This is a genomic window from Actinoplanes campanulatus (genome assembly GCF_014647795.1).
Taxonomy (GTDB): domain Bacteria; phylum Actinomycetota; class Actinomycetes; order Mycobacteriales; family Micromonosporaceae; genus Actinoplanes; species Actinoplanes campanulatus.
The window spans coordinates 185,031-205,628 of the sequence record NZ_BMPW01000012.1; the positions used below are offsets into that span (position 1 = coordinate 185,031).

Here is a 20,598-nt window from a genome sequence, read left to right on the forward strand (position 1 = left end):
GTGGGTCTGCGAGTGATGACGGGTAACCCCTCACCCGGTGTGCTGTACGTGCTGGTGTGCGGCTCACCGATGGCCCGGGACGTCGGGATCCTCGTCACCCTCGCCCAGAACGAGGGCTGGGACGTGTGCGTGATCACCTCGCCGGACGGCCGCAAGTTCGTCGACGTGGCGGCGCTCCAGGCGCAGACCGGACATCCGGTTCGATCCGCGTACAAGAGTCCCGGCGACCCGGACACGTTGCCGCAGGCGGACGCGATGATCGTCGCGCCCGCCACGGTCAACACGGTCAACAAGTGGGCGGCCGGGATCACCGACACGTTGGTGCTCGGCCTCCTCGTCGAGGCCTACGGGTACGGCGTCCCGATCGCCGTGGTGCCGTACACCAACAAGGTCATGGCGCTGCATCCGGCGCTGCACGAGAGCCTCGCGAAACTCCGCGACTGGGGGGTGCACGTCCTCTACGGGGAGGACGTGTGCCGTCTCGGCCGCCCCGGTGAGACCGACCGGTTCCGGGGGCAGTTCCCCTGGCGGCGGGCCCTCCAGGCGGTCAGCAACCCGGTCGCCGCCCGAGTCGAGCCGGGGGCGGTCACCTAGCGGTATAGGCTCAGCCCTCGTGACCGACTCAACCGTCCGGACCGTGGTGGACGCCCTAGACACGCGATACCCGCGGAACTGGGCGGAGTCCTGGGACCGGGTCGGGCTGGTGCTCGGCGAGTTCGACCACCCCGTCGCCCGTGTGCTCTGCGTCGTCGACTGCGTGCCGGAGACCGTGGAGCAGGCCGTCGACCTCGGCGCCGACCTGATCGTGGCGCACCATCCGCTGTTCCTGAAGCCGGTGTCGTCGATCGCCCCGGACACGTTCAAGGGCCGCATCGTGCACCGGCTGATCCGTGCCGACGTGGCGCTCTACACCGCGCACACCAACGCCGACGTGGCCAACCCCGGCGTCTCCGACGCCCTCGCCGCCCGTCTCGGCCTCACCGACCTGCGCCCGCTGGCGCCCGCCGAGGGCGCGGCCGCCGGCGAGGGGCGCGGTCTGGGCCGGATCGGCGTGCTGCCCGGGCCGCTCACGCTGGCGGAGTTGACCCGGCTCGCGGCCGAGCGGCTGCCGGCCACCTCGGCCGGTGTGCGCTCCGCCGGTGACCCGGACCGCCCGATCCGTACGGTCGCCGTCTGCGGTGGCGCGGGCGACTCGTTCCTGCGGGACGCGACCCGGGCCGGCGTCGACGCGTACCTCTGCGCGGACCTGCGGCATCATCCGGTGAGCGAGCATCTCGCGGCCGGTGGCCCGGCGCTGCTCGACGTCGCACACTGGGCGAGCGAACGCCCCTGGCTCGACGACGTGGCGGCCTGGCTGCGCGAGGTCTTTCCCATTGAAGTGGTGGTGTCAGACGTGGACACCGACCCCTGGACCGTCCATGCGAACCGCGACGATTTGGAGATCCGCCCGTGAAGGCCGCCCCGGAAGCCCAGCGCCGTCTGCTCGACCTGCAGGCCGTCGACACCACCCTGGCCCAGCTCGCGCACCGGCGTAAGTCGCTGCCCGAGCTGGCCGAGATCGACGCGGTCGCGCGGGAGATCTCCGCGCTGGAGGACGAGCGGGTCCGCGCCCAGGTGGTCGTCGACGACCTGGACCGGGACATCGCCCGCCTGGAGAAGGACATCGACCAGGTCCGGCAGCGCAAGGACAAGGACCAGAAGCGGCTCGACGCGGGTGGTTCGCTGCGTGAGGTCGAGGGCCTCCAGCACGAGCTGGCCACGCTGAACCGGCGGCAGTCCGAGCTGGAGGACGCCGAGCTGGAGCTGATGGAGCAGAAGGAGACGGCGGAGGCCACCCTGGCCGAGGTGCAGGGCCGGCTGTCGGCCGCGGTCGGCCGGCGTACCGACGCCGAGCGCCGCCGCGACGAGGCGAACGGGGAGATCGCCAAGGAGCTGGAGTTCAAGACCCAGGCCCGGGTGCCGCTCGCCGCCGATCTGCCGTCCGACCTGGTCACCCTGTACGACAAGATCCGCACCGATACCGGGATGGGCGCGGCCCTGGTGTACGCCGGGCGGTGCGGCGCCTGCCGGATCGAGCTGTACGGTGCCGACCTGAACCGGGTGAAGTCGGCCCCCAAGGACGACGTGGTCCGCTGCGAGGAGTGCCGCCGGATCATGGTGCGCACGTCGGAGTCCGGCCTGTGACCGGTCTGCGGGTGGTCGTCGAGGCCGATGGGGGTTCCCGTGGCAACCCGGGCCCGGCCGGGTACGGCGCGGTGGTCCGGGACGCCGCGACCGGCGAGGTCCTGGCCGAGCGGTACGACTCCCTCGGTGTCGCCACCAACAACGTGGCGGAGTACTCGGGCCTGATCGCGGGTCTCGCGGCGGCCGCCGAGCTGAACGCCGAGCGGGTCGCCGTCAAGATGGACTCCAAGCTGGTCATCGAGCAGATGTCCGGCCGCTGGCAGATCAAGAACGCGGGTCTGCGCCCGCTCGCCGCCGAGGCCGCGGCACTGGTCGGCAAGTTCGTCGCGGTGACCTACGAGTGGATCCCGCGGGAGCGCAACAAGGCGGCCGACGAGCTGGCCAACCGGGCGATGGACGAGGCGGCCGGCGCTCCGGTGAGGCAGGCCCCGGTCAGGGCGGAGTCACCCAAGTCGTGGGCGCCGCCGGCCAGCCTGGAGGAGGCCACCCGGATCATCCTGGTCCGGCACGGCGCCACCCCGCTGACCGCGCAGGGCCGCTACTCGGGGCGGGGCGACGTGCCGCTCACCGACGAGGGCGAGGCGCAGGCGATGGCCGCGGCCGGGCGGGTGGCGGGCATTTCCCGCGACATCGCGGCGGTGCTGTCGTCACCCCTTTCCCGGTGCATGCGTACGGCGGAGCTGATCGCGGCCGAGGCCGGTGGTGTGCCGGTGACCGTCATGGACGACCTGATCGAGTGCGACTTCGGCCAGTGGGAGGCGAAGACCTTCGCCGAGGTGCAGGAGCGGTGGCCGGACGAGATGGCCGCGTGGCTGGCGTCGACGAGTGTGGCGCCGCCGGGTGGGGAGTCGTTCCAGGCGGTCGCGAAACGAGTGCGTGGTGCTCTTGCGTCGGTGCTCAGCGCGTACCCGGGAAAGGTCGTCGTTCTTGTCTCTCACGTGTCGCCGATCAAGTTGATCCTGAGGGACGCGCTGGCGGCGGGGGATGCCTTCCTGCACCGGTTGTTCCTGGACGCGGCGGGTGTGTCGACGATGGACGTGTGGCCGGACGGGAACATCGCGGTCAGATCGGTCAACGAGACGGCCCATCTTCGATGAGTAGATATTGACCCTCGCAGGGCGGACGTTTAGCTTCCTCGATTAGGAAACTTTCTTCAACGTTTCGCCCTGGAGGGCTCATGCGCGGTTTCACCCGCCGCCTCGTCGCCGGGGTGGCTGTAGCCTCGGCCGTCGTGGCCGCAGCACCCGCTCCCGCACAGGCACATCCGGACGACTCATATGCCAAGGTCGCGTACTTCACGCAGTGGGGTATCTACGGCCGCAACTTCCAGCTCGCCGACGTGCAGAGCTCCGGTGCGACCGCCCGGCTGACCCACCTCAACTACGCGTTCGGCCCGGTCACCGCGGACGGCGTCTGCGCCTCCGCCGACCCGTGGGCCGACTGGCAGACGCCGTTCTCCGCGGAGAACAGTGTGGACGGTGTCGCCGACGTGGCGGGCCAGCCGTTCGCCGGGAACCTCAACCAGATCGCCGAGATCAAGGCGAAGAACCCGAAGCTCAAGGCGCTCATCTCGCTCGGCGGCTGGTCCGGTTCCAAATACTTCTCCGACGCGGCCCTCACCGACGCCTCCCGGAAGAAGCTGGTCAGCTCCTGCCTCGACCTGTGGATCAAGGGCAACCTGACCGGCCTGCCCGAGGGTGTGGCGGCCGGTGTCTTCGACGGCGTCGACCTGGACTGGGAGTGGCCCGGCTCGGCCGGCGAGGTGGGCAACGTCATCCGGCCCGAGGACAAGCAGAACTTCACCCTGCTGGCCGCGGAGTTCCGGGCCCAACTCGACAAGCTCGGCAAGGTCAACCGGAAGAAGTACCTGCTCACGGCGTTCGTCCCGGCGGCGCCCGCGAAGATCACGGCCGGTTTCGAGGTCAACAAGATCTTCAAGTACCTGGACTTCGCCACCGTGCAGGGATACGACTTCCACGGCACCTGGGAGCCGGTCACCAACCAGCAGTCGGCGCTGCGCGTACCGGCCGGGGCGCCGGACAACCCGGACTTCTCGGCGGAGAACACGATCAACGCCTGGATCGCCGGCGGCGCCCCGAAGCGCAAGCTGGTGCTCGGCGTGCCCTACTACTCGCAGGGCTGGACCGGGGTCACCGGCACCGGTAACGGCCTGTTCCAGCCGGCCGCCGGCCCGGCGCCGGGCGTCTTCGCCAACGGCACCGAGGACTGGAAGACGCTCAAGAAGCTGCCCGCGCAGGGCTTCACGGTGCACCGGGACCTGCGCAACGGTCACGCCTGGCTGTTCGACGGCACCACCTTCTGGACGTACGACGACCCGGCCGTGATGGTGCAGAAGGCGCTCTACATCCGGGTCAAGGGCCTGGGCGGCGCGATGATGTGGTCGCTCGACGGTGACGACGAGAACGCATCGCTCACCAAGGCCATCTCGGCCGGTCTCCGCTAGCGGAAACGAGGCGGTGCGTCCCTTTCGGCGCACCGCCTCGCCCGTTCGGCGCATGGGGGATCGCCCGATCTTCCGATGTCTCGTTAGCGTGACGTAACGCACACGCAACGGAAGTGACAGAGGTGACCCATGGCTGAGCCGGAACGTCCCCGAACCGATAGAAGTCCCTGGAACTGGCTGCTCCTGGTGCCCATCGTGGTGCCGCTGCTGACCTTCCTGTACAACCACGACGAGCCGCGGCTCGCCGGATTCCCGCTCTTCTACTGGCTGCAGCTCGCCTTCATCCTGCTCGGCGTCGGCACCACGACCCTCGTCTACCAGATGACGAAGCGGAACCGGGGCCGGTCATGAGCGACCACATCACCGAGATCGTCATCTTCACGATCCTGTTCCTGGTGGTCAGCGGGATGGGCTTCGTCGCCTCCCGGTGGCGGGCGCCGCAGGACATGGCCCACCTCGACGAGTGGGGGCTGGGCGGCCGCAGCTTCGGCGGCTGGATCACCTGGTTCCTGGTCGGTGGCGACCTCTACACGGCGTACACCTTCGTGGCGGTGCCCGCGCTGATGTTCGGCGCCGGAGCGGCCGGGTTCTTCGCGGTGCCCTACACCGTGATCATCTACCCGCTGTTCTTCCTCATCCTGATCCGGCTCTGGTCGGTGTCGCACCGGCACGGCTTCGTGACGCCGGCCGACTTCGTCCGCACCCGGTTCGACTCGCCGACGCTGGCCCTGGTGGTCGCGATCACCGGGATCATGGCGACGATGCCCTACATCGCCCTCCAGTTGATCGGCATCGAAGCGGTGCTCAAGACGATGGGCGTCACCGGCGAGAGCGCCCTGGCCCGGCACCTGCCGATCATCATCGCGTTCGCGATCCTGGCCGCCTACACCTACCAGTCCGGACTGCGGGCGCCCGCGCTGATCGCCTTCGTCAAGGACACGCTGATCTACATCGTGATCCTGGTGGCGGTGCTGTGGCTGCCGTACAAGCTGGGCGGCTGGAACGCCATCTTCGACGCGGCCGACGCCAAGTTCCAGGCGTCACCGGCACCCAACGACGGCATCCTCCTGAACGCCAACAACCAGGTGCAGTACATCACCCTGGCACTCGGGTCGGCGCTCGCGCTGTTCCTCTACCCGCACAGCATCACCGGTGTGCTGGCCAGCCGGAACCGCGGCGTGATCAAGCGCAACATGTCCGCGCTCCCGGCCTACAGCCTGCTGCTCGGCCTGATCGCGCTGCTCGGTTACATGGCCATCGCGGCCGGGGTGAAGCCGCTGCCCGGCGCCAAACCCGGCACTGTGGACAGCAACACGGTCGTGCCGATCCTCTTCGACCAGCAGTTCCCGGCCTGGTTCACCGGCGTCGCGTTCGCCGCCATCGGCATCGGCGCGCTGGTCCCGGCCGCGATCATGTCGATCGCCGCGGCCAACCTGTTCACCCGCAACATCTACAAGGAATACCTGCGCAAGGACGCCACCCACGCGCAGGAGGCGAACGTCGCCAAGATCACCTCGCTGGTGGTGAAGATCGGGGCGGTGGCCTGCATCGTCTTCCTCGACCCGCAGTTCTCCATCGACCTCCAGCTCATCGGTGGCGTGATCATCCTCCAGACCGCACCCTCCGTGGTCCTCGGCCTCTACACCCGGTGGCTGCACCGCGGCGCGCTCGTCGCGGGCTGGGTGGCCGGCATGGCACTCGGAGCCTGGATGCTCTGGCAGATCCCGAACGCGGCCACCGGGCGCAAGCACTTCGGCGGCTCGGCGTTCCCGCTGTCCGAATTCGGGTTCGACAGCACCAGGACGATCTACGTGGGCTTCGTGGCGGTGCTGGCCAACGCGCTGGTCGCGGTGCTCGTGACGCTCGCCCTGCGGGCCGCCAAGGTGGCCGAGGGTGTCGACGGCACCGTGCCCGACGACTACCTCGCCGACGAGGGCGACCCCCGCATCGAACGGGAACGCGCCGGCACGGTCGACAACATCTCGTCGACCTAGGCGCGTCGCAACGGTAGATGCGGGACCTCACGGTCCGATCGGTAGCTGAGCTCCCCGGCCTCGTCACCCCAGCGGTTGGCGAGGCCGGCGGCCATTTCCCGGTACGCCGTCCCGGCGGCCGGCCAGGGAAGGACCAACTCGTCGCCCCCGGCGGTCACGGTGAGGGTGCCGTCCGTCTGCCGCAACTCCGCCCGCACCCCGCCCCGCGCGTCCAGCAGGGTCACCACCGCACCGGCCGGAAGCGACGCCGCGGCGGCGGCCAGCCCCACCACCAGGGCCGTCCCGTCCGCGACCGGGGCCACCGGGGAAGCCGGCACCCGGCGCGGCGCCGGCCGCAGCCACAGATCCAGCACACCCGGCCGGTCCACGATCTCCAGCATCCCGGCCGTCACCCGCCAGCCGGCGCTCGGATCCGGGCCCGGGCACCGTGCCTGCGGCGGCCCGAGCAGCTCCGCCACCTGATCGACGGCGGCCCGGAACCCGTCCCGCCGGGCCAGCACCGCCTCCGGCCCGGCCGCCTCGTCCCGCTCGGCCAGGCTCAGGAACAGCGCGGTCACCTCGGCGCCGAACAGAAACGCGCCCGCGTTGCCCGGGTCCGCGTCGAAGCGGCAGCTCACGGTCCCCTCCGACGGGGTACGCCACACCCAGCCGACGGCCGCGACCAGATCCGGCAGCTCGTCCACCGACCAGCTCCAGCCGATCCGGGCGAGCGCGGCCACGGTCCGCGCCAGAACGCTCACCACGACCCCCGTTCCACCAGCACCGGCGGTCATTCTCGCGCATCAAGGTCACATCGTCGCGCAGCCGCGGATGCGGGAGAATTATCAGCATTCAGCCGACTCGAATGGGTTGTTGGCCAACATCGGATTTTAGGGGCGCTCACGTCGTACCCCGGCTTGGTCTCGGCCGTGATTACGCAGGCAAGCAGGTTCCGTCCGGCCCAGCGGCCTGGTCGTAGATGTCGGGCGTGTAGTCGATCATCCTGACGATCACGCAGCCGGGCCCGTGCCGGATGCCCACGAAAACGGTGCCGTTGGGAGCGGTTTGCTCCGGCCCTGTCGTCCGCATCTCGAAATGCGGGATCCCGGCAGCGGTGAGCGCCTGCCGGATTTCTTCTGCCGGTGGCGGCTTCGCGACGCAGGTCTCGTCGTCGAAGCCGCAGGCCGTTCGCTTGTCGGGATTCTCCGGGAGAGCGGCTTCGACCTGGGGGACGAACTGCCGGGTGTCACCAGCAGGTCCTTGAGCCGCCAACTTGTCGGCGAGCGCCGGATCGTCGAGGAGCCGCTGGCACGTCGCCGCATCGTCCTGGCAATACAGGTCGCTCACGTGGAGGGTCTGCGAGCCCGGGAGATCCCGAGTCGGTGCAGGCGCGGGATCGGCGGTCCCGGGTTCCGATCCCGCACGGGCCTGGATGACGCCAACCGCCATCGCCGCACCCAGTACCAGGAGGAACGCGACCACGACCGACTTGGCCCTGCCTGCCTGGACCGGCCTGCTCGTCGGTTGTTCCGACGCACGCTCGGGCAGTTCAGACGAGGGCTCGTCGCTCACGCCATCCTCCGGTCAACCCAGATGTAGACGCATACCGACAACCACCCGACCTGTTCGAGCGCGGCGCGCCATGTCCGCGTTCGGATCGTCGGACCAAGGCCCGACCTGAGCGAAACGTGACCTCGAGGGCGGCGGACGAGTCGGCCTGTACGCCGGATTCTGTGGCCGGTGACCCTGGGGTCGCCGGTGGCGGCCATCCATCTAGGCCTGCCGTTGCCGGCAGGCTCGAGCAGCCTACCCGCAGGCTCGGGCGAGCAGCCCTCGAACGCCTGCGCCGGCCACCGCCTTGCGGCAGTGGCCTTGCTTGGCCTTGCTCCGGGTGGGGTTTACCGAGCCACCCCGGTCACCCGGGGTGCTGGTGAGCTCTTACCTCACCGTTTCACCCTTACCCTCCCCGAAGGGAGGGCGGTCTGTTTTCTGTGGCACTTTCCCGCGGGTCGCCCCGGGTTGCCGTTAACAACCACCCTGCTCTGCGGAGTCCGGACGTTCCTCGGCGGCGCCCCTGCGGGCGCCGACGCGGCCGCCCAGCCGACTCGTCCGTCGCGCCGCCATCCTACGTGCCGGGGAGGTCGTGGGCCGGGCGGGGAGCAAGATCACCGGGCCGGGTGGGCGGGAAGCACGTAGATTCACTGCCACCATGGATTTCACGCACATCCTGCTTCTCGCCGCGGCCGGCGTCGCGGCCGGGGCGGTGAACGCGATCGCCGGCGGTGGGTCGCTGATCACCTTTCCGAGCCTGATCGCGACCGGGCTGCCGACGGTGGACGCGAATGTCACCAACTCGGTCTCGGTCTTTCCGGGGTATGTGTCCAGCGTCGTGGGCAGCCGGGCCGACCTGGCCGGTCAGGGGCGGCGGGTGCGGGCCGCGCTGCCGGCCGCGGTCCTCGGATCGGCTGCCGGGTGTGCGCTGCTGCTGCTCACCCCGGCGCGGGCGTTCGAGATCGTGGTGCCGTTCCTGGTGCTGGGGGCGGCGGCGACGCTGGCCTTCCAGGAGCGGCTGCGCGGGCTGGTCGGGCATCCGCGGGCGATGTCACCGCGGCGGGCCGCGGTCACCTTACCGACCGTGGTGTTCGCCGGTGCTGTCTACGGTGGGTATTTCGGCGCCGCGCTCGGGGTGATGTATGTGGCGGTGCTGGCGCTGATCCTCGACGAGTCGCTGAAGCGGATCAACGCGCTGAAGAACGTGCTGTCGGCGACGGTCGGGTTCGTGACGCTGGTGGTGTTCGCCGCGTTCGCGGACGTGGACTGGGGTGCGGTGGCGATTCTGGCGCCGGCCGCGATCGTCGGGGGTTACGTTGGGGCGCGGCTCGCACGGCGTCTACCACAGCGGGTGCTGAAATACGTCATCGTCACGTTCGGTACGACGGTGGGCCTCATCCTGCTCTACCGTGCGGTCACCGGCTGACCGTCGGTCATCCCAGGAAGCAGCACCGTTACCGGAATCGGCGTGCTTCGGCCGTACAAAATGGGGGTTTAAGAGAGGGTGACCGGAAATCACCGGCCGGCGGCGCGCGGGAACTGATGGCGGCGGATGCCGCCGGCCAGGTTGAGCAGCAGCTCCAGAGCGTCCTCCTCGTCGAGGCCGTGCAGGCTTCGGCAGGGCAGGGCGCGTAGCGCGCGAGGGAGTTCGGCGGCGTCGAGTCGCAGAACGATCAGCCGGCCGACGATCGCCGGCGCCCGTAGCAGGGTGGCCCAGTCGGCGGCGGTGGCCCGGTGTTCGGCGGAGATCAGCAGGAGCACCGGGGTGGTGCCGCCGAGGCCGCCGGCGAGGCGGCGCACGAAGCCGGGGCCGGCCGGGTCGAGGTGGACGTCGTGGCCGGCGGCGCGCAGCTCCAGAGCGATCCATTGTGCCCAGGGTTCGTCGGCGACGGCGTGGGAGACGAGTACGGGCACGCCCCCAGAATGCCGGACCGGGGTCCACAGTGCTGTCCGCGGTTCGACGTCCGTCGTTGGAGGGGTGTGAGAATGTCGTCCGTTGACGTGCAACTTGCACAACTCATAGTGTCGAAGCCGTGACTGCGGGTGGATCCTGGGGGAAACAGGTGAGCCTGGTCACGGGGGAAATCCTGGCAAAGCATCCGAAATCGAGGAGCGCTCGATGACTGTCGCGATCGGGATCAATGGGCTCGGGCGGATCGGCCGAAGTGTGACCCGGATCGTGGCTTCCGCCTCGAACCCGGGCGTGCAGATCGCCGCGGTCAACGACGTCGCGTCGACCGACAAACTGGCCTACGGGCTGCGCCGGGACAGCGTCCGCGGCGCCTTTCCGGGGACGGTGACCGCGAGCGGGGACTACCTCGTGGTGAACGACCACGCTATTCGGGCATTCCACCACGAGCGCCCGGAGCGGATTCCCTGGGCGGACGAGGGCGTCGACGTGGTCATCGAGGCCACCGGCCGGTTCCGCGCCGGGGCGGCGGCCCGGTTTCACATCACCCACGGTGGCGCCCGCAAGGTGGTGATCAGTGCTTCCGCCGACGATCCGGACGCGTTCCTGGTGGTCGGCGCGAACCACAAGAGCTACGACCCGGCGCTGCACGACGTCGTCTCCCCGGCCTCGTGCGGGGTGAACGCGCTCACCGTGATGGCGAAGGTGCTGCTCGACCGGTTCGGGCTGCGGTCGGTGAACACGTCGGTGATGCTGGCCGCCCAGAGCTGGCAGCGGGTGCAGGACTCGCTGGTCGGCACGTCCCGGGAGGATCCGCGGCTGGGCCGGGCCACCGGCGAGAGCATCATCCCGCACAACTATGTGGTCGGTGACCTGGTCCGGGTGGCGCTGCCGGAGATCGGCGAGATGCGGTACAGCTACTACTGCGTACCCACCCCGATCGGCTCGCTCGCCGAGCTGTCCGGGCAGACCGACCGGCCGGTGACCGCCGACGAGGTCAACCGGGCGATGGCCGAGGCGGCGGCCGGGCCGCTGCGCGGCATCCTGGCGTACGACCCGGACCCGACCGTGTCGATCGACGTGAAGAACAATCCGGCGTCCTGCCTGTTCGATCCCTCCGGCACGCAGACCACCGCGGACGGTGGGGTGAAGGTGCGCGGCTGGTTCGACAACGAGTGGGGCTTCTCCAACCGGTTGCTGGATCTGGCGAGGCTGGTGGGCGACCGTTTACCGGTTCCGTCCAGCCGGGTGACGTGGAGCGTCGCCTAGGCTTTCCCCGTGATCGACCTGTCTGACGTGCGGGCCGCGGCGAAACGTGTCGAGGGCCGGGTCCGGCGCACCCCGGTGCTCGCGGCCGGGCCGGATCTCTGGTTCAAGCTGGAGTTCCTCCAGCACGCCGGGTCGTTCAAGACCCGGGGCATGTTCAACCGGATCGTCGATCCGCCGGCGGCCGGGATCGTCGCGGCCTCCGGCGGCAACGCCGGCCTCGCCGCCGCCTACGCGGCCCGTGAGCTCGGCGTCGCGGCCGAGGTGTTCGTGCCGGTCACCGCCCCGGCGGTCAAGGTGGCGAAGCTCGGCAAGCTGGGCGCGCGGGTGGTCCAGGAGGGCGGGGAGTACGCGGAGGCGTACGCCGCGGCGACGATCCGTGCCGGGGAGACCGGCGCCCTGTTCTGCCACGCCTACGACGATCCGGAGATGGTGGCCGGGAACGGAACCATCGGGTTGGAGCTGCTGTCGCAGGTGCCGGACGGGTTCGGCACCGTGCTGGTGGCGGTGGGCGGTGGCGGCCTGATCGGCGGGCTTCGTGCCGCTCTTTCGCGAGATATCCGGATCGTCGGAGTGGAGCCGGTCACCTCGTGTGCCTTCCATGCCGCGCAACAGGCCGGTCACCCGGTGGACGTGCCGGTCTCGGGTGTGGCGGCGGATTCGCTGGGCGCCCGCCGAATCGGGGACGTCGGGTTCGCCCTGGCGCGTGACGCGACCTCCGTGCTGGTCGAGGACGACGCCATCGTCGAGGCCCGCCGGAGACTGTGGGACGACTACCGGATCGTGGTCGAGCACGGCACCGCCGCCGCGTACGCCGCCCTGCTCACCAAGGCCTATCAGCCGGAACCGGGCGAGCGCGTGGTGGTGCTGCTCTGCGGGGCCAACACCGATCCGGCCGACCTGACCACCTGACCGGGCCTGTGATCCGCGACCCACAGACAAGCGTGGCCACCTCATGAACCGCCGCGTACGGTCGATCCGTACTTGAAGTATCAAGTGCAGGGAGAGGGCATGCAGGTTCGTACGCGCGTCATCGTTCCGCTGGAGTTCCCCGACGGGTACCACACCACCGCTGAGGTGATCACCTTCACCGGCCTCGCCGACGGGAAGGAGCACCTCGCGCTCGCCCTGGGCGACGTCGCGGAGGCCGGGGTGCCGCTCGTCCGCATGCACTCCGAGTGCATGACCGGGGACGTCTTCGGCTCACAGCGCTGCGACTGCGGCCCACAGCTGCGGGAGGCCGTGGAGCAGATCGCCGAGACCGGCGGCTACCTGCTCTACCTGCGCCAGGAGGGCCGCGGCATCGGGCTGTACGCGAAGCTCGACGCGTACGCCCTCCAGGACCTCGGGATGGACACGTACGAGGCGAACCGGGCACTCGGCCACGGCGATGACGAGCGGGACTACACCGCCGCCGCGCAGATGCTCCAGGCGCTCGGCGCGCCCACCGTCGACCTGCTCACCAACAACCCGGACAAGTCCCGCCAGCTACGGGATCTCGGTGTCGAGGTGCGGGCGGTCCGGCGCACCGGGGTGCACGCCTCCCCGGTGAACGTCCGCTACCTCCAGGCGAAGGTGACGCACACCCAGCACACGATCGATCTGGCCCCGGCGTCCTGAGGTTTTCCCTCAGTTTTCCCCGGGCCCGCCGAACCAGGGAACGTGGGAATCGAGGGAGTGAACTCGCGCATCGCGGAGATCCAGAGCCGGATCATCGCCTTGCAGACTCAGCGGGCCGGGACCACGTCGGCGAGCGCCACGTCCGCCCAGGGCACCTTCGCCAGTCATCTCCAGGGCGCGATCGCGTCCACCGCACCGACCGCCCAGACCTACAAACTCAACAGCAAGGGCATTCCGGAAGATCTTGCCGCGTACGGGAACGGCAAGATCCCGGAGACCGCCCTGGGCCGGGTCGGCAACACCGGGCACAAGCTCTGGGCGCCGGCGGCCCAGTCGCTGAACGGGATGATCGAGGACGCCCGGCGGGACGGCGTGGAGATCGGCATCACCGACTCCTACCGCCCCTACGCCGAGCAGGTCGACCTGGCCCGGCGTAAGGGCCTCTACTCGCAGGGTGGTCTGGCGGCCAAGCCCGGCACCAGCGAACACGGCTGGGGCATGGCCACCGACCTGGACCTCAACGCCAAGGCGCTCTCCTGGATGCGGAAGAACGCCGGCAACTACGGCTTCGTGGAGAACGTGGCCCGGGAGTCGTGGCACTGGGCGTACCGCCCCCCTACCTGATGTCAGGCGCGGCAGGTGATCTCCCCGTGCGGGATGATCAGCCACCCGTCCGGATCGGCGGCCCACTGCCGCCAGCCGGCGGAGATCCGTTCCAGATCGGCCTCGGTGGCCGCCCCGGTGCGCAGCGCCGTGGCGGCCATCTCCGACTTCAGCACCCGCTCCTCCCACATGCCGCCCCACCACTGCCGGTCCTCGTCGTCGGCGAAGCACCACACGCTCGCCGTCGCCGTGACGTCGGTGAACCCGGCCGCCCGCGCCCAGGACAGCAGCCGCCGCCCGGCGTCCGGCTCGCCACCGTTGCCGCGGGCCACCCGCTGATAGAGGTCCAGCCACTCGTCCAGCCCGGGTGTCAGCGGGAACCAGGTGAAGGCCGCGTAGTCGCTGTCCCGGGCCGCGACCACGCCGCCCGGCCTGGTCACCCGGCGCATCTCACGCAGCGCCCGCACCGGGTCGGCCACGTGCTGGAGCACCTGGTGGGCGTGCACCACGTCGAAGCTGTCGTCCGGGAAGTCCAGGGCGTGCACGTCGCCGACGGCGAAGTCGACGTTCGCCAGACCGCGCCGCGCGATCTCGGCGCGGGCCAGGCCCAGCGCCTCGCCGGTCTGCTCGAGGGCGGTCACCCGGCCGGGCGCGACCAGCTCCGCCAGCTCGGCCGTGATGGTGCCCGGGCCGCATCCGACGTCCAACAGGGAAATTCCGGAGGAAAGATGCGGCAGCAGGTACGCCGCCGAATTCTCTGCGGTGCGCCAGCGGTGCGAGCGCAAGACCGACTCGTGGTGTCCATGGGTGTAGGTCGCCATGGACCTCACGCTAGGCCCGTCGTCCGATAATGTGGGACAGGCATCCCACATATTGAGCAACAGGATTTCAGGATCAGCAGTTCAGAACGTATTTTGGTGGCCATGAGGATCGGTATCGTCGGTGCGACGGGGCAGGTCGGTGGCGTCATGCGCCGCATCCTGGCCGAGCGCCAGTTTCCTGTGACCCAACTCCGGCTCTTCGCCTCCGCGCGCAGCGCGGGCCGCACGATTCCGTGGGGCGACGGCGAGGTGACCGTCGAGGACACCGCCACGGCCGACTACTCCGGCCTCGACATCGTGCTCTTCTCCGCAGGTAAGGGCGGCTCGAAGGAGTTCGCGCCGCGCTTCGCCGAGGCGGGCGCGGTCATCGTCGACAACTCGTCGGCGTACCGGATGGATCCGGACGTCCCGCTCGTCGTCGCCGAGGTCAACCCGGATGCCGCCCGCGTCCGCCCGAAGGGCATCATCGCCAACCCCAACTGCACCACCATGGCGGCAATGCCGGTGCTGCGGCCGCTGCACGACGAGGCCGGACTGGTGTCCTTCATCGCCACCACGTACCAGGCGGTCGGCGGCGCCGGCCTCGCCGGTGTGGCCGAGCTCGACGAGCAGATCAAGAAGGTCGCCGACCGGGCCACCGAGCTCACCCACGACGGCTCGGCGGTCGAGTTCCCCGAGACCAAGGTCTTCCCGAAGCCGATCGCGTTCAACGTGATCCCGCAGGCCGGCTCGTTCGTCGACGACGGCAGCTTCGAGACCGACGAGGAGCAGAAGCTCCGCAACGAGAGCCGCAAGATCCTCGACCTGCCCGGGCTGCTGGTCTCCGGCACCTGCGTGCGCGTCCCGGTCTTCACCGGGCACTCCATCCAGCTGAACGCCCGGTTCGCGCGGCCGCTCAGCGTCTCCCGCGCGCGGGAGATCCTGGCCACCGCGGCCGGCGTCGAGCTTTCCGACGTGCCCACCCCGCTCCAGGCGGCCGGTCGCGATCCGTCCTACGTGGGCCGTCTCCGGGTCGACCCCACCGCGGAGAACGGGCTGTCGTTCTTCATCTCCAACGACAACCTGCGCAAGGGCGCCGCGCTCAACGCCGTCCAGATCGCCGAGCTGGTCGCCGCCGAGCTTCGCTGACGACCCACTTTTCTCGAACCGCACCGCCCCGGCCGAACCCTCGGCCGGGGCGGTCCTTCTTCCACAATGGAAATCCGGGGACATTTTGCCCGAATCGGTAGCGCTTGGCCGGTTTTAGCGGCACAGTGATGGGATGAACGACAGTGGGCTGGGCGGATCAGGCTACTTCTGGTGCCTCCGCGACCACCGGGTGGAGAGCGGCGACGACGTGTGCCCCGCTCAATACCGGCTCGGTCCCTACGCCACGGCTGACGAAGCGACGCGGGCACTCGAGACGGTCGAGAAGCGCAATGCCGAGTGGGATGCCGAGGACGCCCGCTGGACAGGGGAAGCCAGCTGACGTCAAGCGCCGTACCGCGCGTCTGCAGTCATTCCGCAAGGAGGAACACCTCGATGCCCGCTGCCAAAAAAGCCCCAAATCCCAAACCCCCTTCCGGTACGGGCAATCGCACAGCCACCGGCACCACCCGATCCACGCCGGCACCCCGGTCCGCTGTGGCCGCGAGTTCTCCCCGGGCGGCGAAGGGCGCGGCCGCGGCGAGCAGCACCGTGCCGGCGCGGGTGGTCACGGCTCGCACCACGATCACGGCCCCGGTAGCTCAGCCGGCCGCCACGGCGGGAAAGACGCCGAGGGCGAAGAGCACGGCCAAGGCGTCCGGAACCGAGAACACCGGCACGGCCAAGACACGTGCGACGAAGAACGCCGGCGGGGGCAAGGCGGTCGTGGCCAAGATTCCCGGCGCGGGGAAGACGCCCGGAACCAAGGGCGCCGGCGCGAGGAGAGTGGTTGCGGCCAGGGGCGCAGGCTCGGGGAAGACGACCGGTACGCGGCGGGTCGCCGCCGCGCTGGGCAACATCCCGAAGAATCAGGTGACCGTTTCCACGGGGAAGGACGAGGAACACTCGGAGGATCCGGCGCGCGGCCAAGGCGACGTGCCGGTCGATGAGGTGCCGTTCGTCGGTGACTGGTTCCGGCCGGATCGTGGCCCCGCCCAGCCGGCCCGCACCTCCGACCAGTGGGGCGCCGACCGGCCCGACCTGGAGGCGCTCGGCACCGAGACCAGACCGGGCCGAACCGGGCCCGGCGCCGCTGCCGGCTCCGGGCAGACCGGACCTGGCACCGAACCCGTCCGCGAGACCGGCTCCGGGCAGACCGGACCCGGCACCGGACCCGGCCGCGAGACCGGCTCCGGGCGAACCGGACTCGGCAGCGAGGACGGCTCCGACGGCGAGACCGGGGATGCCGTGGGCAGCGGCCCCACCGGGGCCGGTCGGGTCTCCGGCGCGGACGCGCGAGAACTCAGCCCCGCCCACCGGGCCGATGACGAGTTCGAGGACCGGGACGACGACGCCCTCACCCCGGCGGCGGACGCCGCCTCTGAACTCGCTGAGGTGACGGACCGGCCGGTCATCGAGCCGGCTGCGGGCAGGAAGGCCGGAACGGCAACTGGACTGCGGTCCGGCAAGAGCCCGGCTGCGATGACCGCCGGGAATCTGAACGGAAAGGCGAGCCCCGCCGGGACCGAGGCGGCGCCCGATTCCCCGGCATCCGGGTCGGCGGTCGGCACGGCCGCCCCGGCGAAGAAGGCGGGGGCCAGAGCAACCAGGGCAGGCACCAAGTCGGCTGGCGCCAAGGCGACTGCGGCCAAGACGGCTGCGGCCAAGGCGACTGCGGCCAAGGCGACTGCGGCCAAGGCGACTGCGGCCAAGGCGACTGCGACCAAGGCGACTGCGACCAAGGCGACTGCGACCAAGACGGCTGCGGCCAAGACGGCTGCGACCAAGGCGACTGCGACCAAGACGGCAGCCGCCAAGACGGCAGGCAAGGCGGCGGCAAAGTCCGTCGGTAAGAAGGCGGCTGGAGCAGCCAAGACGACCGGTGCCAAGACCGCCGGGACAACGACGGCCAAGAAGGTTGGCGCGGCGAAGGCCGCTCCGGCCAGGGGCAGAGCGGCTGCCGAGGCGACCGCGGCAAAGGCTGCCAAAGCCACGAAGAAGGCCACAGCCGTCAAGGCCGCCCCCGCCAAGACGACACCGGCTAAGGCGACCGCCGCGAAGATCGCGGCCAAGAAGTCCACAGCGGCCAAGACCGTGGGCACCAAAGCTACAGCGGCCAAGGCTGGCGGTGCTAAGGCCACTGCGGTGAAGGCTGGTGCTAAGGCCACCGCGGCGAAGGCTGGTGCTAAGGCCACCGCGGCGAAGGCTGCCGGTGCGAAGGCGACTGCGGTGAAAGCTGGTGCAAAGGCCACTGGGGTGAAGGCGGCTGGTACTAAAGCCACCGCGATGAAAGCTGGCGCTAGGACCACGGGGACGAAGGCGATTGGTGCCAAAGCACCTGCGGCCAAGGCTGCTGGCGCGACGGCCACCAAGACCAGATCGGCCGGGGCGAAAGCCACTGCGGCGAAGGCTACTGGGACGAAACAGGCCGCGACCAGGACCGCTGGAGCGAAAGCCAGCGGATCTCAGGCGGCGGGTGCCAAGACGCCGGCAGGTACCAAAGCCAGCGGGGCGAGGGCAACTGGGGCGAAGGCCGCTCCGGCCAAGTCGACCGCCGCCAAGTCGACCGCCGCGAGGTCAACGGCCAAGTCGACGGCTGCCAAAGCAACGGCGACCAAGTCGACGGCAACTAAGTCGACGGCAGCTAAGTCAGCGGCGGCTAAAGCGGCGGCCGTCAAATCGACTGCCGCCAAAGCGACTGCGAGTAAGGCGGCGGCCAAGACGACGGCGGGCAAGGCGGCTAAGGCCACCGCGGTGAAGGCGACGGCGAGCAGAGCGGCCAAATCCACCGCGGTGAAGACGACGGCGGGCAAGGCCGGTGGCACGACTGGTTCCGGGAGGTCGGCGGCCGCGAAGGTGTCGGTGGGCGGAGTGGCGGCGGCCCGGACAGCGGGTACCAGAGCCGCCGCCGGGAAGTCGGCGGCACGACCCTCCACCCGGGCAGGAGCGGCCTCGACCGGGGGAGCGGTGACGGCAGGTCGCTCCTCCGGTGCGAAGGCCACAGCTGCGAAGGCTGCGACTGTGAAGGCCGGCAAGAGGATCAACGAATTGGGTACGACCGGAGCGGGCCGAGCTACCGGGAACGCGGCCAAGGCGACGCGGGTGTCGCGTGCTTCCGGGGCCAACTCGATGGCGGACGGCGCCCCCGGTGGCGGCCGGAGTGCTCGCAACACTGCCAAGGCCGTACCGGCGAAAGCCTCGCGAGCGGCCACCCACCGCCGGTGAGCGGAATAGCGCGGGCCCACGCCGATCGGCGTGGGCCCGCGCTATTCCGGCCCTTCGCCCGCTGCCCGGGGAGTGATGGGCGGTGGGTGGATCGGGGGATCTTCGGCGTGGGATGGGGACGGCGGGGGTATGCCCTGGCGGGGCTTCGTCGTGGGGGAGCGATGGAGCCGGGCTTGAGGATCGCCGGCCTGATAGGAATGTCGCGTGCCGATCAAAGTGGTGGTGGCTCCGCAGATCGACTTCTCGGGGCTGCGGCGGGAGCTGGGGTTGCCGGGTGAGTTCCCGGCGGCGGTGCTGTCCGAGGCCGAGGAGAGCGCGCGGGTCACGCCGCTGCCGGGGGTGGACCGGACCGGGGTGGAGTTCGTGACTCTCGATCCGGCCTCTTCCCGGGATCTCGATCAGGCGGTTCACCTGAGCCGGCGGGCCGGGGGCGGCTATCGGGTGCGGTATGCGATCGCCGATGTGGCGGCGTATGTGCGGCCCGGTGGGGTGCTGGAGGCGGAGAGCTGGGCTCGGGGGCAGACCGTCTACCTGCCGGACGGGCGGATTCCGCTGCACCCGCCGGTGCTCAGCGAGGGGGCGGTGAGCCTGCTGCCGGACGGGGACCGGGCGGCCGTGCTCTGGACGATCGATCTGGACGGCGACGGGGAGACGGTCGCGGTCGAGGTGGAACGGGCCCGGGTTCGCAGTCGCGCCAAACTGGACTATGTGACGGTGCAGCGGCAGATCGACGCGGGCACCGTGCCGGAGCCGCTGGCGCTGCTGCCGGAGATCGGCGCCCTGCTGGCCCGGCGGGCCGCTGAGCGGGGCGCGGTGAATCTGCCGCTGCCCTCGCAGGAGGTGGAGCGGGACGGCGACGGCTGGCGGCTGGTGCTGCGGGCGCCGCTGCCGGTCGAGGAGCACAACGCGCAGATCTCGCTGCTCACCGGTATGGCCGCGGCCCGGATCATGCTGGCCGGTGGGATCGGGCTGCTGCGTACCATGCCGGCGCCGAAACCGGAGGCCGTGCAGACGTTGCGGGCCGCCGCTGGGCCGCTCGGCGTGACGTGGGCGGCCGGCGCCTCGGTGGGTGAGGTCGTCGCGTCGGTGGACCCGTCCGGCCCGCGCGGGGCCGCCTTCCTGGACCAGGCCGCCGACCTGCTGCGCGGTGCCGCTTACACCGCCTTCGGCGCTGATGCGCCGTCGACACCCGGCAGCGGCACCGGCGCGCGGCCCGAGACCGGAGACGGTGGCGCCGGGCCTGGGCGGGGTGAGCCGGCGGAGGCCGGGAGCGGTGGGCCGCGGGGTGGCCGGGCTGGGCGGGCCGAGTCGGCGGAGGCCGGGAGCGGTCGGCCGCGGGGCGGCCGGGGCGGGGCGGGCGTGCCCGCGGAGACCGGGCACGGCGGGGTGGGTGCGCCGTATGCGCATGTCACGGCACCGCTGCGGCGGCTCGCGGATCGGTATGCCACGGAGATCTGTCTCGCGCTGCACGCCGGAAGAACCGTCCCGGACTGGGCGATGGAGGCTCTGACCCGGCTACCGAAGGCGATGTCGTCCACGGACCGGGTCGCCTCGGCGGCCGACCGGGGCGCGATCGACCTGGCCGAGGCGGTTCTGCTGCAGGGCCGGGTCGGGGAGGTCTTCGAGGCGGCGGTGCTGGACCGGGACGAGCCGTCCGGCAAGCGCCCGGCCGGCGGCACGATCGCGCTGGACGATCCGGCCGTCCGGGCCAAGTGCCTGGGTGACCTGCCGCTCGGCAGCCGGATCGACGTCCGGCTCACCGCGGCCGACCCGGTGACCCGCACGGTCCGTTTCGAGCGCGCGTGACAGAACGGGGCCCGCGGCGGAAACGTGCGCGGACCCCGTACCGGAAATGGG

General features: G+C 70.7%; 21 protein-coding genes and 1 other RNA gene. 16 read left to right on the forward strand and 6 right to left on the reverse strand.

The genetic code is table 11. The features are described 5' to 3' along the window. Positions 1-15: 15 nt before the first annotated feature. The 7 genes from IEZ13_RS23865 to mctP all read left to right on the forward strand — a co-directional run bounded on the left by IEZ13_RS23865 (position 16) and on the right by mctP (position 6,642). Positions 16-594 (forward strand): flavoprotein, encoded by a 579-nt coding sequence (locus tag IEZ13_RS23865; protein ID WP_183226114.1) that lies wholly within the window; start codon positions 16-18, stop codon positions 592-594. A gap of 19 nt (positions 595-613) precedes the next feature. Next, on the forward strand, positions 614-1,453 hold the full coding sequence (locus IEZ13_RS23870) for a Nif3-like dinuclear metal center hexameric protein (RefSeq protein WP_183226113.1): 840 nt from the start codon (positions 614-616) through the stop codon (positions 1,451-1,453). Further along, a complete protein-coding gene (locus tag IEZ13_RS23875; RefSeq protein WP_183226112.1) occupies positions 1,450-2,184 on the forward strand; it encodes a zinc ribbon domain-containing protein in 735 nt (244 codons plus the stop codon). The genes IEZ13_RS23870 and IEZ13_RS23875 overlap by 4 nt, the downstream gene beginning before the upstream one ends. 5 nt (positions 2,185-2,189) lie before the next feature. Then, on the forward strand, positions 2,190-3,281 hold the full coding sequence (locus IEZ13_RS23880; protein ID WP_221246196.1) for a bifunctional RNase H/acid phosphatase: 1,092 nt from the start codon (positions 2,190-2,192) through the stop codon (positions 3,279-3,281). Positions 3,282-3,361: 80 nt separating this feature from the next. Further along, complete coding sequence (locus tag IEZ13_RS23885; RefSeq protein WP_183226111.1) at positions 3,362-4,648, forward strand: glycoside hydrolase family 18 protein; 1,287 nt, start codon at positions 3,362-3,364, stop codon at positions 4,646-4,648. Positions 4,649-4,777: 129 nt separating this feature from the next. Further along, positions 4,778-4,999, forward strand: coding sequence for a DUF3311 domain-containing protein (locus IEZ13_RS23890; RefSeq protein WP_183226110.1), 222 nt, complete (start codon positions 4,778-4,780; stop codon positions 4,997-4,999). Next, positions 4,996-6,642 carry a monocarboxylate uptake permease MctP gene (gene mctP / locus IEZ13_RS23895; RefSeq protein WP_183226109.1) on the forward strand — a complete coding sequence of 549 codons (1,647 nt, stop codon included), beginning with the start codon at positions 4,996-4,998 and terminating at the stop codon, positions 6,640-6,642. The genes IEZ13_RS23890 and mctP overlap by 4 nt, the downstream gene beginning before the upstream one ends. Here the strand turns inward: mctP and IEZ13_RS23900 are convergent. From IEZ13_RS23900 to rnpB, 3 genes are all read right to left on the reverse strand, one after another. Beyond that, the gene (locus IEZ13_RS23900; RefSeq protein WP_183226108.1) at positions 6,639-7,382 is read right to left on the reverse strand and encodes a DUF6301 family protein; all 744 of its coding nucleotides are present in this window, start codon (positions 7,380-7,382) and stop codon (positions 6,639-6,641) included. The genes mctP and IEZ13_RS23900 overlap by 4 nt on opposite strands. A 172-nt stretch (positions 7,383-7,554) precedes the next feature. Further along, on the reverse strand, positions 7,555-8,193 hold the full coding sequence (locus tag IEZ13_RS23905) for a hypothetical protein (RefSeq protein ID WP_183226107.1): 639 nt from the start codon (positions 8,191-8,193) through the stop codon (positions 7,555-7,557). Between the two features lie 132 nt (positions 8,194-8,325). Next, an RNA gene (gene rnpB, locus IEZ13_RS23910) (RNase P RNA component class A) lies at positions 8,326-8,729 on the reverse strand. Between the two features lie 101 nt (positions 8,730-8,830). Here rnpB and IEZ13_RS23915 point away from each other — a divergent pair. Continuing rightward, the gene (locus IEZ13_RS23915; protein ID WP_183226106.1) at positions 8,831-9,598 is read left to right on the forward strand and encodes a sulfite exporter TauE/SafE family protein; all 768 of its coding nucleotides are present in this window, start codon (positions 8,831-8,833) and stop codon (positions 9,596-9,598) included. Positions 9,599-9,687: 89 nt separating this feature from the next. Here IEZ13_RS23915 and IEZ13_RS23920 read toward each other — a convergent pair whose 3' ends face one another. Further along, positions 9,688-10,086, reverse strand: a complete 399-nt coding sequence (locus IEZ13_RS23920; protein WP_183226105.1) for a toll/interleukin-1 receptor domain-containing protein — start codon at positions 10,084-10,086, stop codon at positions 9,688-9,690. A gap of 205 nt (positions 10,087-10,291) precedes the next feature. Here IEZ13_RS23920 and IEZ13_RS23925 point away from each other — a divergent pair, with 205 nt between their 5' ends. The 4 genes from IEZ13_RS23925 to IEZ13_RS23940 all read left to right on the forward strand — a co-directional run bounded on the left by IEZ13_RS23925 (position 10,292) and on the right by IEZ13_RS23940 (position 13,591). Next, complete coding sequence (locus IEZ13_RS23925; protein WP_183226104.1) at positions 10,292-11,350, forward strand: type I glyceraldehyde-3-phosphate dehydrogenase; 1,059 nt, start codon at positions 10,292-10,294, stop codon at positions 11,348-11,350. Positions 11,351-11,359: 9 nt separating this feature from the next. Then, a complete protein-coding gene (locus IEZ13_RS23930) occupies positions 11,360-12,259 on the forward strand; it encodes a serine/threonine dehydratase (RefSeq protein WP_183226103.1) in 900 nt (299 codons plus the stop codon). 99 nt (positions 12,260-12,358) lie between these two features. Next, positions 12,359-12,967, forward strand: coding sequence for a GTP cyclohydrolase II (locus tag IEZ13_RS23935; protein ID WP_183226102.1), 609 nt, complete (start codon positions 12,359-12,361; stop codon positions 12,965-12,967). Positions 12,968-13,009: 42 nt separating this feature from the next. Further along, positions 13,010-13,591, forward strand: a complete 582-nt coding sequence (locus IEZ13_RS23940; protein WP_183226101.1) for a M15 family metallopeptidase — start codon at positions 13,010-13,012, stop codon at positions 13,589-13,591. A gap of 2 nt (positions 13,592-13,593) precedes the next feature. On the opposite strand, the gene IEZ13_RS23945 is transcribed toward IEZ13_RS23940, so the two are convergent. Then, on the reverse strand, positions 13,594-14,391 hold the full coding sequence (locus IEZ13_RS23945; protein ID WP_183226100.1) for a class I SAM-dependent methyltransferase: 798 nt from the start codon (positions 14,389-14,391) through the stop codon (positions 13,594-13,596). A gap of 102 nt (positions 14,392-14,493) precedes the next feature. On the opposite strand from IEZ13_RS23945, the gene IEZ13_RS23950 reads away from it, so the two are divergent. After that, positions 14,494-15,519 (forward strand): aspartate-semialdehyde dehydrogenase, encoded by a 1,026-nt coding sequence (locus IEZ13_RS23950; protein ID WP_183226099.1) that lies wholly within the window; start codon positions 14,494-14,496, stop codon positions 15,517-15,519. Between the two features lie 133 nt (positions 15,520-15,652). Further along, positions 15,653-15,859, forward strand: a complete 207-nt coding sequence (locus tag IEZ13_RS23955; protein ID WP_183226098.1) for a hypothetical protein — start codon at positions 15,653-15,655, stop codon at positions 15,857-15,859. A gap of 28 nt (positions 15,860-15,887) precedes the next feature. Here IEZ13_RS23955 and IEZ13_RS23960 read toward each other — a convergent pair whose 3' ends face one another. Next, entirely contained in the window at positions 15,888-16,088 is a 201-nt protein-coding gene (locus tag IEZ13_RS23960; protein ID WP_183226097.1) for a hypothetical protein, read from the reverse strand. Between IEZ13_RS23960 and IEZ13_RS23965 the strand changes: the two genes are divergently transcribed. Next, complete coding sequence (locus tag IEZ13_RS23965) at positions 16,081-18,741, forward strand: hypothetical protein (RefSeq protein WP_183226096.1); 2,661 nt, start codon at positions 16,081-16,083, stop codon at positions 18,739-18,741. The genes IEZ13_RS23960 and IEZ13_RS23965 overlap by 8 nt on opposite strands. A 204-nt stretch (positions 18,742-18,945) precedes the next feature. Then, entirely contained in the window at positions 18,946-20,547 is a 1,602-nt protein-coding gene (locus IEZ13_RS23970; RefSeq protein WP_183226095.1) for a ribonuclease catalytic domain-containing protein, read from the forward strand. Positions 20,548-20,598 lie beyond the last annotated feature (51 nt).

What these genes read in the sequence shown, in the direction of transcription:
- IEZ13_RS23865 (WP_183226114.1), top strand. Translation starts at nt 16, where the DNA reads ATGACGGGTAACCCCTCACCCGGTGTGCTGTACGTGCTGGTGTGCGGC.
- IEZ13_RS23885 (WP_183226111.1), top strand. Translation starts at nt 3,362, where the DNA reads ATGCGCGGTTTCACCCGCCGCCTCGTCGCCGGGGTGGCTGTAGCCTCG.
- IEZ13_RS23890 (WP_183226110.1), top strand. Translation starts at nt 4,778, where the DNA reads ATGGCTGAGCCGGAACGTCCCCGAACCGATAGAAGTCCCTGGAACTGG.
- mctP (WP_183226109.1), top strand. Translation starts at nt 4,996, where the DNA reads ATGAGCGACCACATCACCGAGATCGTCATCTTCACGATCCTGTTCCTG.
- IEZ13_RS23915 (WP_183226106.1), top strand. Translation starts at nt 8,831, where the DNA reads ATGGATTTCACGCACATCCTGCTTCTCGCCGCGGCCGGCGTCGCGGCC.
- IEZ13_RS23925 (WP_183226104.1), top strand. Translation starts at nt 10,292, where the DNA reads ATGACTGTCGCGATCGGGATCAATGGGCTCGGGCGGATCGGCCGAAGT.
- IEZ13_RS23935 (WP_183226102.1), top strand. Translation starts at nt 12,359, where the DNA reads ATGCAGGTTCGTACGCGCGTCATCGTTCCGCTGGAGTTCCCCGACGGG.
- IEZ13_RS23945 (WP_183226100.1), bottom strand. Translation starts at nt 14,391, where the DNA reads ATGGCGACCTACACCCATGGACACCACGAGTCGGTCTTGCGCTCGCAC.
- IEZ13_RS23950 (WP_183226099.1), top strand. Translation starts at nt 14,494, where the DNA reads ATGAGGATCGGTATCGTCGGTGCGACGGGGCAGGTCGGTGGCGTCATG.
- IEZ13_RS23955 (WP_183226098.1), top strand. Translation starts at nt 15,653, where the DNA reads ATGAACGACAGTGGGCTGGGCGGATCAGGCTACTTCTGGTGCCTCCGC.